11 protein-coding genes and 1 other annotated feature are annotated in these 15,282 nt (G+C 32.8%); all 11 genes read right to left on the reverse strand.

Translation table 11 applies throughout. The features are described from left to right. Positions 1-92: 92 nt before the first annotated feature. The 11 genes from B5X49_RS07130 to B5X49_RS07180 all read right to left on the reverse strand — a co-directional run bounded on the left by B5X49_RS07130 (position 93) and on the right by B5X49_RS07180 (position 15,233). Positions 93-1,316 carry a lamin tail domain-containing protein gene (locus tag B5X49_RS07130; protein ID WP_045749934.1) on the reverse strand — a complete coding sequence of 408 codons (1,224 nt, stop codon included), beginning with the start codon at positions 1,314-1,316 and terminating at the stop codon, positions 93-95. Beyond that, positions 1,313-2,266, reverse strand: a complete 954-nt coding sequence (locus B5X49_RS07135; protein ID WP_045749935.1) for a hypothetical protein — start codon at positions 2,264-2,266, stop codon at positions 1,313-1,315. The genes B5X49_RS07130 and B5X49_RS07135 overlap by 4 nt, the downstream gene beginning before the upstream one ends. A gap of 225 nt (positions 2,267-2,491) precedes the next feature. Then, the gene (locus B5X49_RS07140; protein ID WP_045749936.1) at positions 2,492-5,254 is read right to left on the reverse strand and encodes an immunoglobulin-like domain-containing protein; all 2,763 of its coding nucleotides are present in this window, start codon (positions 5,252-5,254) and stop codon (positions 2,492-2,494) included. Positions 5,255-5,299: 45 nt separating this feature from the next. Next, the gene (locus B5X49_RS07145) at positions 5,300-6,730 is read right to left on the reverse strand and encodes an extracellular solute-binding protein (RefSeq protein WP_045749937.1); all 1,431 of its coding nucleotides are present in this window, start codon (positions 6,728-6,730) and stop codon (positions 5,300-5,302) included. A gap of 38 nt (positions 6,731-6,768) precedes the next feature. Beyond that, positions 6,769-7,704 (reverse strand): carbohydrate ABC transporter permease, encoded by a 936-nt coding sequence (locus B5X49_RS07150; protein WP_045749938.1) that lies wholly within the window; start codon positions 7,702-7,704, stop codon positions 6,769-6,771. A 9-nt stretch (positions 7,705-7,713) separates the two neighbouring features. Next, positions 7,714-8,637 carry a carbohydrate ABC transporter permease gene (locus tag B5X49_RS07155; RefSeq protein ID WP_045749939.1) on the reverse strand — a complete coding sequence of 308 codons (924 nt, stop codon included), beginning with the start codon at positions 8,635-8,637 and terminating at the stop codon, positions 7,714-7,716. After that, positions 8,637-10,250 (reverse strand): ABC transporter ATP-binding protein, encoded by a 1,614-nt coding sequence (locus B5X49_RS07160; protein ID WP_079560789.1) that lies wholly within the window; start codon positions 10,248-10,250, stop codon positions 8,637-8,639. The genes B5X49_RS07155 and B5X49_RS07160 overlap by 1 nt, the downstream gene beginning before the upstream one ends. A gap of 355 nt (positions 10,251-10,605) precedes the next feature. Continuing rightward, positions 10,606-11,997, reverse strand: a complete 1,392-nt coding sequence (gene asnS, locus B5X49_RS07165) for an asparagine--tRNA ligase (protein WP_045749940.1) — start codon at positions 11,995-11,997, stop codon at positions 10,606-10,608. 45 nt (positions 11,998-12,042) lie between these two features. Beyond that, positions 12,043-12,279 (reverse strand) — a binding site (T-box leader). A 51-nt stretch (positions 12,280-12,330) separates the two neighbouring features. Then, complete coding sequence (locus B5X49_RS07170) at positions 12,331-13,473, reverse strand: DNA recombination protein RmuC (RefSeq protein ID WP_052670142.1); 1,143 nt, start codon at positions 13,471-13,473, stop codon at positions 12,331-12,333. Positions 13,474-13,488: 15 nt separating this feature from the next. Then, positions 13,489-14,406 (reverse strand): hypothetical protein, encoded by a 918-nt coding sequence (locus B5X49_RS07175; protein WP_045749941.1) that lies wholly within the window; start codon positions 14,404-14,406, stop codon positions 13,489-13,491. Next, complete coding sequence (locus B5X49_RS07180) at positions 14,403-15,233, reverse strand: hypothetical protein (RefSeq protein ID WP_045749942.1); 831 nt, start codon at positions 15,231-15,233, stop codon at positions 14,403-14,405. The genes B5X49_RS07175 and B5X49_RS07180 overlap by 4 nt, the downstream gene beginning before the upstream one ends. Between the last annotated feature and the right edge of the window lie 49 nt (positions 15,234-15,282).

Consider the following 15,282-nt stretch of genomic DNA (forward strand, 5'->3'; position numbering starts at 1 on the left):
ACTATTATTGAAATAAAAACCACCTTTATCTATCTATAAATAGATAGTTTAGATGGTTTTTTATCAAAATCGTAGGATTTGCGTCTAAATTATTACTTCCAAGGAATTGGAAGTTTTGGTTCCCAGTTTGGAGTTGTTGTTGCAAGTGCACCAACGCCACCATTTGCAGAATAATTCCAGTCTGGTGATTTTTCACCATTTGGATTGGAAGGATACCCCTTCGTTGCCCAACCATTCACTTTTGCTCTGTTTTCAGCAAATCTCATAAATGTTAAATAAGGTACGTTTTTGTATGATAATAATAAATCATATTCTTGGTACGTTAAGGATACATCTTCAGATAATCCTTCTGCAACAATCATGAATTGTGATAAATGACCATTCACCCAAACTAAACCTAAGTTTCTTCCATAACCTTCAGTCAGTGAATAACCAGGAATAGATTGAACATGAATCACTTTACCTGCTTCTTCGTTTAGTAAGTATTGCTTGTTATATTTACTTGCAACATATCCCCAAGGTTCAGCAGAAACATTTGAACCATTAACTTCAGGTGTATTTAAATAGAAGTATCGAACAGATCCACCTGCAAATCCACCTTGTGATCTAAAGAATGCTGTATCACCATCAGCAACACTTTGTACAGTTGTTTCAACTGCACCACCACCACCTGTTGTTGAGTTGGTTGTACTTACATAAGGTAGTTCTTCTAAGTATCTGGACTCAAGTCTTGGACCACTATAAAGTTGTTCTAATGTTTTGATTTCATGTGTATCATTTTTTAAGTATTGATATTGATCTGGAAGATATGCGATAAAATTAAATGCATTATATGTTTGTGTATTTTCATAGCTATCTTTTTCACCTAAACGAATAAGTGTGACGTTATAAGAATACATAAAATCTAGTCCAATATCTCCAACTAAATCAACGGCATTATTGGATACTGCTAATTCCATTGCATCATTACCATTATAAGGTAGTGGACCTGTCTCATATACATAGTCAAATAATGCCTTTACAGAGGCGTTATCGTGGTCTTTACTACCAATGACATAATATGCATTGGCATCAATCGTCCCAGTTAAAGAAATGCTTTGAGAAACCTCTCTTGAACCGTTTGTGTAAAAGCGAATTGTATGTGTACTTAAATCCACAGATGCATCACTTGGATTATATAGTTCAATGACGTTGTTTTCTTGATCTGATGATGTATAGATTTTGGATATAACAACGGGTGAATCTGTTACTGTTTGACATGCAACAATTAGGCCTGCAATCAGTATTGTAATTGCTAAAACTAATACTTTTTTCATAAGGACTCCTTATCATCTTTCTTCATTTTTGTTTTTGCTTCAGATACTTTTTCTAAGTGTTCTTTTCGTTTTGTTTCTTTTCTTAGTTTATAGGATTCATACACATACTTATGGAAGAATATAAAGTATGTTGCAATTGCAACCAATCCAATGAATATCCCCATATTTTTAATATATATATAATAGTAACTATCGAGTTTTGCTATATAGGAGTCATCTGCATAATATGCATTATTATTTTGATAGTTATCTAAAATACCTTTGGATATTAAATCGATGTTTTCTTTTGATAAGGTTTCAATATTTCTATTGTATGTTTCACTGAACTTATCACCTTGTTGGGTACTGACTTCCTCATTATTTAAAATGAGTAGGTTTTCTCTTAAATCATCAAATCTCTTATATTTAAATTGAATATATTTAAATATAACTTCATCTGTTTCTAATCTGTCATAATTCATTAACATTAATTTAGATTCATCATTATAAAGTGTAATAAATGTTTCTGTAAATGTTACTTTTTCTGTTGCGCCAATCTTTACAGGTGCATTAAAGATGATGTCTGCCTCAATGACACTATATTGATCTTCATCTTTAAATAGGTTCTCATCATCAATTCTTAAATCATCAATTAGAATTGCTAATGCATTATTGGTTTGATTCGGATGATATTCTATGAGTGTAAATATAGAAACTTTTAATGCGTGATCCTCTGCTGTATAAACTTCTTCAAATAAAGGTTCAATTTGTATAATTGCAAACTTTTTATCCAATCTGTTATTTGCAACTACGGTTGCATTTAAGAGTTTATATGGGTCGTCTTGTACTTCATATTCAACTTCTCTTAAAAAGGTTATAACGCGCTCCGCTTCTGTATATGTTGCAACTAAAGATGCTGCAAACCCTATAAAAGCAATATAGAGTATAACGAGTGGCCAGTTCTTTTTCATAAGGCTCCTTAACTAAACAAATATGTGCTTAATTATTATAACCCAAAATATATGTTTTAATCAAATGAAGGAAGGTTTTTATGCTTATAGGTTCTGCAATTATGAACAAATTCACTTAAAAGACTTGAAATATGTTTTTTTTAAGTTGAATGTGGTTTGATAAAAAATAAAAAAAGGGATGCTTGTTTAAGGCATTCCTTCTTCATTTTATCAAATTAATTGATATTATAAAACGTAAACTTTAAGGTCATCTACACCAATTGCATAAGCAGTGTTGCTTGTAGATGCAGCAGCAGGAGCTTCATAGACAAGTCTATAAGTTCCAGCACCAGTGATGTTAATAGATACTGTAGTTAAAGCGTCTTTAGTTAATTGACTAAATACGTTATCACCAACAGTAACCCAGTTTTCACCCTCAAGTTTTTCCATTCTTACAGATGAACCAGCAAGTGCAACAGTTGCATCAAAGTTATTTTGATTCCATGCAGCAAAACTAAATTCAACTTTTGTAGCACCAGTGTATTGAGCACCAGTGAAGTCAAATACTACATAGGATAACTTAAATGTAGAAATTGGAGCAAGTACTAAGAATGCACCATTATCTGTCCAAGGGGCAAATGTTGATGTATTGATTTGTACTCTATCTTTAGCTAATGTAAATGGATCTTCATTAACATTTGAGAATACTAAGTCGCCAGCACTATAACCTGTTTTTGGAGCTGTACCAAAGTCAAATGTGTAAGCTACAGTTTCAACTGCGCCAAATGCTTTAACGTTTAATACAAATACTTTAGTGTCTGTTTCTTCACCGTTAGTTAATGTAGCAGTTAATGTGACTTCAGTATCTACAGTTGGTTCGCCGTAAACACCATCATTACCTAAAACTTCAGGTAATGAGGATGTCCAAACGACTGTTGTACCGTTTGCTAATGTTAATGGTAATTCAAGAGATGCTGTAACTGTTGTAGCAACATCTAATGAAGCTTTATCTAGAGCTAATTCTTCAGCATCTGTTAAGACTGGTGATTCACCTTCTACAGCTTGAGCTGCATCGTCAATAGCAAGAACTGGATTATTAGATCTCCATGTTAATAATGCATTTTCAAATGAAACATAATCACCAACAGCTAATCCTTTAATGAAATCAGATGAACCAACAAGTGGTTGTCTTGAATCCCAGAAGAATTTAATTGTTTTTAATGTAACTTCATCTTCTAATGTTAAATCAACGTTACCGAAGTCGTTTGTACCAACTGCAGTAACTTTAAGGTTTGTTACAGATACTTTACCAGCTTGGTAAGGAAGTAAGGATGCAGCATCCCATAATTCTACAGTTCTTAAGTCAATAGCAGCAGGAACAACACCATCTGCTTCAAGGTCTAAGACAACTGGGTTTGTTAATTGGATTAATCCATTAAATACTGCTCTTAACCCGATCACTTGAACTTGTTTACCAACAAGTAATCTTAACTCTGCAGCAGCATCAACGGATGGCATATAAAGTGTTACAGCACCTGTTGCATCAGCGATAGAGATTTGTCTGTGACCGTTATAACCTAATACAGTACCAGACACTCTAAATTTAAGTGTGTTGCTGGTTGCAGCGTTTACTTCTGCGATTGTTGATAGAGGAATTTCCCCTACTTTAACTGTGATTTCTTTTGTATCTGTTACAGCGCCACTTGTGATGGTTGCAACTAAGACAACATCTTGACGAGGACCTGATGCAGGTAATGTAACAGCACCAGTTGTAAGGTTAACTAATGCGTTATTTGGATCATTCGCATCTTTAAATGCCCATGAAACGTTAACATCGTTTAATCCCTTAGAAACTAAGTTTAAAGTCTTACCTTCTTCATATACTTCAGGAGCTAATACTAATGCAGTTTTAGCTAAATCAACTTTTTGTTGATCATTTAATGTAGCAACGATACCAGTAGGTCCGCCTACATAGTAGATAGCATATGCTAAGTTATTGGATCTATAAGTATAGATAACAACATCCATTGTTACTTCAAATCCATTGAATGAACGAATGTATTGGAAATCACGCGTGTTGTAATAAACCATTAATCCGCTTGCAGGTACTGTTGATGTACCTAATGTTAATTCTGATTTAGATGAGTCAATAATATAAGTATTATAGTTACCATTATCGCCAGGGATCATGTAAACTTTACCAGTAATTGTTGCATAAACTGGTTCAAAGTTTCCATCAGCCACGTTAGCGTATAGATGTTCACCATTTGTTACTAAACTATTAATTTTAGCATCAATACTTGTAACAACTTCTTTTGTTGGATATTGAGGAGTTGCAGTTGTTTTTTCAACACCTGTAGATTTAACTAATTCCCAAATACCGAAGTACCATTCTAAACTACCTGTAATATCATATACCTTACCAACTTCAAATTCAGTTTGGCTTTGGAATAATTGGATAATACCAGTTCCATCATAAGCAAAGAATACATCGCCTCTTGCAAAGACAGTAACATTTGGTATTTCAACTTGATATGTACCACCATCATAAGATGCATCCGTAATTGCTAAAATGTCTGCAATTGTTTCAATTGTAATTTCTTCAACTGTATTTTCTTTAACTGTAATATTTAGATTCCATTCTCTTGTAAGAATTTCATCAGATAATTCAGATTTTAAAGATAAAGTTGCAGTAATTTTAACTGTTGCATCACCTTGTCCTTTAGCTGGACGGTTAACAGTTGCAGTACTTTGATCTGCAGCTGGTGCACCAAATGCAACAACACCAGGTTCATCAGATGACCATGCTGCTGTTACGCCTCCTGCTAATTTTGTTGGAACAACAAAGTTTGCAGTAATATTAGATGGGTCAGCAATTAATACAGACATACTTTGATATGCTGTTTCTAATTTTGCAACTGAACCATCAACTGGTTGTACTTCAGGCCCACATGCGACAAGCACTAGTGCTAAAAGTAATCCCGTTAATACGCTTAAAACTTTTTTCATGTAATTTCTCCTTCTAAGAATTTTTTTATTAATCAACATGAATAATTAGTTAGTGATAAAGTTGTAACTCTTTTGATATTCAGAATCTATAAACGCATCGAGTGCAGCTTCATTTGCCGCATCAAATGCGAAAATCTTAACAATTAAAGCACCTACTTCAGTTCTGGATTTAGAACTTTGTCCAAAGACTGCAGATGTGAAGAAGATTTCTCCGTTGTTTCTAAACATATCGATAGCTTCTTTAACAAGTTTATCTTGCGCTTGTTGCATATTGGTTGGATTCGCACTAATGCCTGAAACATAGTTATTCCAAATGGTTGTTTCATAGGCTGAGTAACGAATTGGAGCATATCCTGAAGGAATCGCAAATTCTGCTGTTTTTTCAGGGGAAATCATGTATTTAGCAAATAACCATGCAGCGATCATACGTTGTTCGCTGTCTTTTCTATAAAGGTTAATGTTTGGACCTTGTTGGATTTGAGCACGTTCACCAGCATTTTTACTTGGAAGTGGAGCAACCCCAACACGTACACCTTTATCAAATGCTTCTTGGTTATAAGCATAACGTGTACCACCAGTTGAACCCACATACATATAAAGTCTTTCACCAGTCTTGAAGATATCGGATGTATATGCTTGTCCGTTTAATTCACGAGTTAACATTAAACCCTTATCTACTTTATCTTTGAAGTATTTAACCATTGTTTTAGAATCTGCATTGTTGAATTGAACTTCACCGCGACCAGTTTCTGCATTATATCCTGTATAAGGAGCATTCCATTGTTTAGAACCTGTGATAAATAAATTATCTTCAGAGTCATAACCAAATGGAATTGCATCTGGTTCTCTTAATTTGATATCTGCAGCGATTGCAAACACTTCATCCCAAGTTTCTGGAACATCATATCCATGAGTTTCAAAATAAGTCTTGTTATAGAAGAAACCTTCACTTGATTTTGTAAATGGTAATGAAAGAATGGTTCCTTCAGTATCATAAGATGCACCTTCTGCCCATAATGATGGTAAGAAATCATCTAATTCAGCTTGGCTAAATCCAAGTGTTGGATGGCTAATAAAGTTATTTAAAGCAAGTGGTGTGTTTGCTGTTGCATATCTTGCGATATGGTCAGGATAACTTTCAGAAATATCCGGTGTTGTGCCTGCAGGAATGGATAATGCAATCTTATTGGATAAGGCTACATAATCATCGGCTGCTTTACTTTCATTTACCGTAATATTTGGATAAATTAATTTGAATTCTTGAATCCATTGTTGGACGATTGCTTGGTTAGCTCCTCCCATTCTGTGCCAGAATTCAATTGTCACAGGTGTTTCTGTGTCAAACTGTGCATCAGCTGCTAACTCATACCATTCAACAAGTTTACCGCCGCCTGTCTGACCACGTGTACCATCAGAACATGCAGCTAATGTAAAGATGAATGTTAGCATAAATAAACTAATAAATATTTTTTTCATGTCTTTCTCCTTCAAAAAATTTTTTAAGTCTTTGGCTATTAACCCTTAACTCCCGATCTAGATACACCACTCATAATATATTTTCTAAAGAATATAAAGAGTAGTAATAATGGAACTGTAACCATCACTGTTGCAGCCATTTGATAGTTTAATAATGGACGGCCTACACCAGATTCTGCTTGGTCAATGAAGGATCCTCTTAACCAAGTGGTTACTAAACGATATTCTTCATGAGCAACTAGGTTTGGCCATATATAGGCATTCCAAGTTCCCATAAGTTTTAAGATAACGATTGTTACGATGGATGATTTTGCCATTGGCATCATCACTTTGTATAAATATTTAAAGTCTCCGCATCCATCCACTTTCGCTGCATAATATAATTCATTAGGAATTTGTTTGAATGTTTGTCTTAATAAATAAATATGGAATATTGAAACCATAAATGGAACAATCATTGCTAGGTAAGAGCCAGTTCCTGGATCATCAACCCATCCAAGTCTTGCAACTGTTACGAAGTTTGAGATAACCATCATCTCACCTGGAATCATCATCGTTGCAAGTAAGATGGTAAAGATAAGTTCTTTACCTTTAAAGTTTAATCTTGCAAGTGCGAATGCTACAAGGATTGAAAATATTGTTCCACCCACAGTTGAGAATATTGCAACAATACCAGTATTTAGTAAATATCTAGGAAAGTTGATGCTGGTTGAACTTGATGTATAAAAGAATACGTTAATATAGTTTCTTGGTGAAAATACTTTAGGGAATAAACTCACATTTAAAGAGTTTAAGACTTCATCTGTACTTTGGAAAGATACGTTTAACATCCAGTAAAACGGAATGATCACGATCAATGCCATAATGACTAAGAATAAGTAGATTCCGAATTTACCAAAGAATGTAGCCGTTTTTTGGGCTCTCAGTTTTTGGTTTTCTCTATAATTAACTTTTAAATTTAAATTTGTTGTCATATTGGCCTCCTAGTAATGAACACGTTTCTTACTGACATAAAGGTTAATGACAGTGAATACTAATATGATTAAGAATAAGATGACAGCACCTGCAGCACCTCTTGAATAATAAGAGATTCCGTTACCGTCTAATCCAAATTGGTTAATCTTATCATATACATACGCAACAGCAGTCCAACGATCTGGTTCTAATCTGCTACCTGTTCCAACGACCGCTAATACAGATTCATAAGCTTTAAATGCTCCGATAAATGATGTAATTAAAATATAACTAATCAGTGGAGATAATAAAGGAATTGTAATGCGTGTTAATACTCTTCTTGGTGGTGTTGAATCAATTTTAGCTGCATCGTAGTATTGTTTAGAAATGTTTTGAAGTCCACCAATGAAGACTAAAATCTTAAATGGTAATGCACTCCAAATCGTATAAATCAATACCACAAACATCCAGTTTTCATAAGTTGCAGTGATACCAACCCAGTCAATACTTGTTTCAAACAATGTATTGATTAAACCTTCTGCCACAACACCTTGTGTCAGTGGGTGAGAAAACATGACTGAAAAGACCATACCAATTGCCAAAGTGTTTGTAACATATGGCAAGAAGAATATTGTTTGGAATAATTTTTGAAGTGGCTTAATGGAATTTAGCCCAACAGCAATCAATAATGCAAGCACAGTAGACACTGGTACTGAAATAAATACCAATAACATTGTGTTGCCAAGTGCACCAATGTAATATTGGTCACTAAATAAAGATTGATAGGCTGCAAGGTCAAAATATCCACCAAAGTTATCGGATATTGAGTTGTAGCCAGAAAAGAATGAGATTAATACTGTTTTTACGAGTGGATAAAACGTAAATACCACTAATAAGAATAATGGTAAGGCAATATATAACCATGCTTTTCTATCATTTTTATTTTCTAACATTATGCCAATCTCCTACCGCTTTCTTGATCAAAGACGAAAGTTTTATTAGCTTTTAAGTTGAACTTAACATGTTTCTTACCAGAAATGTTTAAATTGTCATTGTTAATGATAATTCTCATAGATTGAGAAATTGCATCTTTATGTGCAGATACTAAAGATAAATCACGTCCAATGGTTTCAATAAATAAGGATTCTACGGTTAATTTACCATTTTCATTTAATTCATAACCTTCAGGACGCACACCTAGAACAACTTCACCTTCTAATTTCTTATCAAGTTTGTTGGATTCAAATACAACAGTTCCATCAATGGATACTTTTTGATCTTTAACTTTAGCTTTATATAGGTTAATTGGTGGCGTACCTAAGAATTTCGCACTAAATAAGTTTGCAGGTTGGTCATAAACTTCTTGAGGTACACCTTTTTGTTGTTCCTCACCAAAGTTCATTAAAATAATTTCATCTGAAATAGACATTGCTTCTTCTTGGTCATGCGTAACAAACACTGTTGTAATACCAGTTTCTTTTTGAATACGCTTGATTTCTTCACGTGTTTGTAAACGAAGTCTTGCATCTAAGTTTGAAAGTGGTTCATCCAGTAATAAAACACGAGGTTTCTTAACAAGTGCACGTGCAATTGCAACACGTTGTTGTTGTCCACCTGAAAGTTGTGCTGGAGTTTTGTCTAGTTGATCTTCAATACCAACAAGTTTAGCCATTTCAACAGCATCATCATTCATTTGTTTACGGTAGTTAACTGCTTTTGCAGCAACAACTAATGCAACTGATTTAGGCATATGTTTTTCGATTTCAAGTTGTAGTGCAGCATCATATGCTACTGGATCAAAATTCATTGCTTTTAAATCTGCTTTGATTTTTTGTAATTTTTGTAAAGCTTCTTTTTCAATTGAAAGATAAGTGTATTCAATTTTTGTTTTGAGTTCTTTTAGATTTGGAGGTGTGATTTTGCCTAATTCTTCAATATAAGCTTGGTCAAATCCTTTAATCTTTTCATTTAACTCAAGTTTGAGTTGAGCTTTTTGTTCTTTTAATTTACCCTTTAGGCTTGGTAAATCTTCATGTTTTGCATTCTTTTGGTCTAAAAATTCTTTATCTAATGCAAGTTCAGCACTCTTAAATTGTGCTTTTGCCTCAGATTCACTACGTCTGAACTTGTTTTTTAAAGATTCAGATTTCTCAAGATATGAGTAATATAATTGAGCTTCTTTAGGTGTCTCGATTAAATGCGCTTCTCTATAGGCTTTTTCAATCGCGTTCTTACGAACATTCATGTTTTCTAAAGGAAATAAAATGTTCTTACGAACAGTCATATGAGGATATAGAGCATAGTTTTGGAAAACTAAACCAATACCTCTTTTTTCTGGTGATAATTCTGTTACATCTTCATCACCAAAGAAGATTCTTCCTTCTGTTGGATATAATAGACCTGAAATCATGTAGAGTGTTGTAGATTTTCCACATCCTGATGGTCCTAAGAGACCAACTAATTTCCCAGATGGTATAACAATATCTAAATCAGAAACAGCACGTGTTTCTTTTTTCGATTTTAAATCTGAGAATACTTTAGTTAATCCTTCGAGTTTTATTTGCATTTTGCTTTACGCTCCCTTGTTTTTTTTGTTTCAGTTAGGCACAGTAAAAAAATGTCCACTTGATGGACATTGATTTAAGGGTGCACTAAAAGAAACGAACGCCTCGTTGGTTTTGTTTTGTTGAACTATTGTGAAACTTAAGCCTATAAATTTCATCTAATCCAGTTTCCTCCAACTTCATAGTATCATTATATGATAAAGGGCTCTTAAAAACAACATTTTAAGTTTGTATTTACCACGATTTTATAAACCGTTTACACGAAATCGATTGAATTTGCTTGTTTTTGATATAATCATTCTCTTTTTTATATAAAAACCGCATATAAACAAAAAAGTGCATATTTGCACTTTATGTTTAAAATAATATATTCTTAGGTGTTCTTGGAAATGGTATAACATCTCTAATGTTTTCAACACCTGTTAGATAGATTAAGAATCTTTCAAACCCTAATCCAAATCCTGCATGTTTTGCTCCACCATAACGTCTTAAATCTACATACCAATCTAAATCATGAAGTGGTACATGCATTTCTTCCATACGTTTTAGAAGTAAGTCAATACGTTCTTCTCTTTGTGATCCACCCACCAATTCACCAGAACCAGGTACTAAGAGATCAACTGCAGCAACTGTTTTACCATCATCATTTAATCTCATGTAGAACGCTTTAATATCTTTAGGCCAGTCTGTTACAAAGACCGGAGATTTGAAATGTTTTTCTGTTAGGAATTTTTCGTGTTCTTTTGCTAAATCTCTACCTTGAGCTGGTTTATTCTCAAATTTAACATTTGCATTTAATAAAATGTTGATTGCATCTTCATGCGTTACTCTATTGAATTTAGAATGTAGCAGATCATTTAATTTTTGAAGTAATCCTTTTTCAACAAATTTATCAAAGAATTCCATTTCTTCTTTTGCTTCTTTTAATACATATGCCACAACATACTTTACCATATCTTCGATAAGAGCCATATTATCAAATATATCGGCAAACGCGATTTCTGGTTCAATCATCCAAAACTCAGATGCGTGTGTCATTGTATTTGAATTTTCTGCTCTAAATGTTGGTCCAAAGGTGTAAATATTTCTAAAAGCCATTGCGTAGGCTTCACCTTCTAATTGTCCTGTAACTGTAAGATTTGCTTCTTTACCAAAAAAGTCTTTAGAATAATCAATAGTTCCATCTTCTTTTCTAGGTAATTTATCCATGTTTAAGGTTGTAACCTTAAACATCTCACCTGCACCTTCTCCATCGTTAGCTGTAATAATTGGTGTATGCACGTATACGAAGTGTTGTTCTTGAAAGAATTTATGAATTGCATAGGCTGCAATACTTCGCACTCTAAAAACAGCACTAAATAGATTGGTTCTTGGTCTTAAGTGTGCAACCTCTCTTAAAAACTCTCTTGTATGTCTTTTAGGTTGTATTGGGTATGTTTCATCTGCTCCACCAATTAAAGTAACTTTCTTTGCTTTAATTTCAAATGGTTGGCTACGTTCAGGTGTTAATTCTAAACGACCTACTACTTCGATTGAAGAACCTACAGTGAGTTTCGTAATTGCTTCAAAATCATCGGTATTTTCTCTTTCATAAACGACTTGAATCGTTTCAAAAAATGTACCATCATTTAAATTGATAAATCCAAAATCCTTTTGATCTCTATGGTTTCTGATCCAACCTTGTAAAATGATTTCTTGATCTTTATATAGTTTTGGATCCTCATATATTTTTCTAATAGTGAGTTGCATGTTTTTTCTTCCTTTCTTAAATAAAAGTCCTTAGACTAAAAATAGTCTAAGGACGAATGAATTATTTTTATAAATCCGCGGTACCACCTTAATTCTAGATAGTTTATCTAGCACTTTAAGAACTTTATAACGTTAGTCAAACGTACAGTTCTACTCATCCAGATTGGATTTTCTTCTGTCTCTTAGAAGGGTTTATTTCAATTTCAATCATGTTAATTTTCACCAGCCATTAACTCTCTTTTTAATGATTTAAAATCTACTTTGCTTCTTTAACGATTTATCTATTGGGTTGTTACTTCATTATTGTATCATGATTCAAATTATTAATAAAGATTATGTCGTCTCTTTCTTTTCATCTTCTAGCGTATCAAACTCTGAATTTTCAATCATATAGACTTTTCGATTAATTTTACCCACGGTTATATCTAATGTGGATGTCGCTTCATTTAACCTTGTAAGTATTTTTTGAAGTTCACTAAAACGGTCAAAAAATCGTTTAAAATCATCATAAATTGCTTGTAGTTCTTGTAACATTCTTAATGCATTTTTTTCTCTAGATGCATTTGAATTTAAGACCATCATTAATGACAACATATAAACTAATGTGGTCGGTGAAGTAATCCAAACATGCTTTTTTTGAGCATATTCTATTAAATCTAAATGTTTGGATTGTACCTCAGAAAATACAGCTTCACTGGGTATAAACATGATTGCTTGATTGGCAGTTTCTGGTGTGATGATATATTTATTTGAAATATCATCAATATGTTTTTTAATATTGATTTTAAAATCTCTGGCTGCTTGATTTTGTTCATCCTTAGATGCTTCTGGATTATTCATTAAAACGTAGTTTTCAAGTGAGAACTTTGAGTCTATGGGTATATGACCTAAACCATCAGGTCCATAAATCAGTGCATCTACAATGGTTTGATTAGATAATTTTTTTTGTTTCTCATATAAATCTTTATTGTTTTCACCAAATACATTATCTAAGATATGATAGAGTTGAACTTCCCCGTACATACCTCTTAGTTTTTTATCTGATAAAAGTTTTGATAAATCATCGACATGTCCGGATAGTTTTTCTATATTTTTTTGTGTGTGATCAATTGCTACCAAGCGGTTTGATATCACATCAAAGAGTTCAGATGTCGATTTAAACCCTTCTTTTAAGCGGTTTTCCACCCTATCATTGATACTGGATATATCGGTTTGAACTTTTGTTGAAATCGTTTCTTTAAAGGTATTTAATTGATCCTTTATTTCACCTTTAGTTTGACTATTTAGTATCTCTAATTCTTTAGCAACCTCTACTTTTAAACTCTCTAATTTAGAAAGTAATTCTTGCTGGTTTCTGGCTCTATATTCTAAATCAGATTGTGCTTTTGGTTTTAAAATAATAACCATTAAAATGATTACTGCAATAAATAATAATATAGAAATGATTGCTAATATCCAAATTACGGGTTCTGTCATTTTAATTTCCCTCTCTTAGCTAATGTCTTCTAAATAATAAATGTGAATTCCATCAGCTTTAGTTTCTTTATATATTGTCATGTAGGTATCGTTTGATATTAACATGTCTTGAATCGATGGAATGAATCCATCTTCATCTAATGAATAGTTTGTTTGATTCACATCATTAACTGCAAGATAGGACCTTGTTACTAAATCTGAACAATAGAATTTATCTTGTGTATCGAAGATAAATAGATAGTTATATAATCCTCTGTTCACCTTGTCTTTCGCAAAATTAACAGCAATATCAACCTCTTCTTGAATTCGACTTGCATCTTCAAATTTCACACGTGTTGCAAGAATTTCATCTCGGTAATAAGCTCCATAATATGGGTATTCACCATGTGACTGCGTCCTGTGTGGTATCATCCAATAATTCGATACTTGTTGTACAGATACACCGTACACATTTTCTTCATCATACCCACGGTGTAAAATCACATTTAACATGGTCGATATATCTAAAAACCCATTCGCTGTCATCCCTGTGGATTGTAAGATTTGATTATTATCGCTAACTAATGCAGCGTGTCCGCCCAACCAAAAAGAAATGACCGGATCTAATACAGGAATATATGGAAATGGAGATTTAAAGGTTAGTAGTACATCACCTTTAACACCTGGATACATTTTAGATTCATCATAAAATACATTTCTTGTGTCGTTGAGTTCATAATCATAAATTCTTTTTATTGGATAATAGTGATATGTTGTATCATATTTTTCTTCTGTGTATACTTCATCTGCTCTAGCTTTAAATGCTTGAATAATTTCATCTTTTTTAATATTTTCATAGGTGGATTCACCAATGAAAAAAGCAATAACCCCTAAAAGGAAGAGTAAAGAAAGTTGTGTCAGTCGTTTGATTAATTTAAATATTTTAAACTTCATAACTGAATTACCTGATGATGATATGTAACATCATTAAAATATATGTCTAAGAAATCTTCTGAGTGGTTTTCATCTACCAACACCCTAAAAACAAGTTGTTGATGCTTAATGATATACCCAACATAACCCTGTTCTACCTCAATTAATGATGTTTGATTTTCATATATTCTTGCAGCATCTAAGGCGTTATATGTTTCTATAACAATCCAGTTGGCATCTATTGATTCTAAAGATTTAATACTTTTCATTGGTAAATTAATTGTATTAAATTGTTCATGATCTAAGGTGATTTCGGCTTCTGTATATTGATGTTTTAAAGTGGCTTTTAAATTATAGAGTCTTGTGATAAAAGGATGTAGTGTTTTCGTGTTTGTATAATATAGCTGATATTGATAATTATATTCAAATTTATAGGTTGAAATTAACCCTGGAAATATAGAGTTTGTGAAGTGATATACTTCTAAGACATAATAGTCAACTAAATAGACAAATACGATTTGATCAACCTTATAACTATCTTGTTTCTTCTCTTCAAAGAATTTTTCTCGTTGCGTTTTATCGCCGATCTCATAAATGTATCCTTTGACTTGAAGATCTTTATGTTCAAATGTATGTAAGTTGTTGAAATGAATTTCTTTATCTAAATAGGTTTCATTGTATTCAACAAGTTGTTCCCCGTATTGAGATTGTTCCACATCAATACCAAAAGAGACTGAATACTCAGCTAATTCTAAATCAAATAATAATTCAGAAATAATAACTCCATCTACACAAGCAGAAAGAAAAATCGTTAAAAATAAGCTTAAGAACATAAATATTTTTTTCATAACATCATTCCTTTAAAATATCTTATTTACATTATACTATTGAATTAAT

Origin of the sequence: Acholeplasma oculi (assembly GCF_900166985.1) — a bacterium.
In the GTDB taxonomy this organism is placed as follows: Bacteria; Bacillota_I; Bacilli_A; order Acholeplasmatales; family Acholeplasmataceae; genus Acholeplasma; species Acholeplasma oculi.

What these genes read in the sequence shown, in the direction of transcription:
- B5X49_RS07130 (WP_045749934.1), bottom strand. Translation starts at nt 1,316, where the DNA reads ATGAAAAAAGTATTAGTTTTAGCAATTACAATACTGATTGCAGGCCTA.
- B5X49_RS07135 (WP_045749935.1), bottom strand. Translation starts at nt 2,266, where the DNA reads ATGAAAAAGAACTGGCCACTCGTTATACTCTATATTGCTTTTATAGGG.
- B5X49_RS07140 (WP_045749936.1), bottom strand. Translation starts at nt 5,254, where the DNA reads ATGAAAAAAGTTTTAAGCGTATTAACGGGATTACTTTTAGCACTAGTG.
- B5X49_RS07145 (WP_045749937.1), bottom strand. Translation starts at nt 6,730, where the DNA reads ATGAAAAAAATATTTATTAGTTTATTTATGCTAACATTCATCTTTACA.
- B5X49_RS07150 (WP_045749938.1), bottom strand. Translation starts at nt 7,704, where the DNA reads ATGACAACAAATTTAAATTTAAAAGTTAATTATAGAGAAAACCAAAAA.
- B5X49_RS07155 (WP_045749939.1), bottom strand. Translation starts at nt 8,637, where the DNA reads ATGTTAGAAAATAAAAATGATAGAAAAGCATGGTTATATATTGCCTTA.
- B5X49_RS07160 (WP_079560789.1), bottom strand. Translation starts at nt 10,250, where the DNA reads ATGCAAATAAAACTCGAAGGATTAACTAAAGTATTCTCAGATTTAAAA.
- asnS (WP_045749940.1), bottom strand. Translation starts at nt 11,997, where the DNA reads ATGCAACTCACTATTAGAAAAATATATGAGGATCCAAAACTATATAAA.
- B5X49_RS07170 (WP_052670142.1), bottom strand. Translation starts at nt 13,473, where the DNA reads ATGACAGAACCCGTAATTTGGATATTAGCAATCATTTCTATATTATTA.
- B5X49_RS07175 (WP_045749941.1), bottom strand. Translation starts at nt 14,406, where the DNA reads ATGAAGTTTAAAATATTTAAATTAATCAAACGACTGACACAACTTTCT.
- B5X49_RS07180 (WP_045749942.1), bottom strand. Translation starts at nt 15,233, where the DNA reads ATGAAAAAAATATTTATGTTCTTAAGCTTATTTTTAACGATTTTTCTT.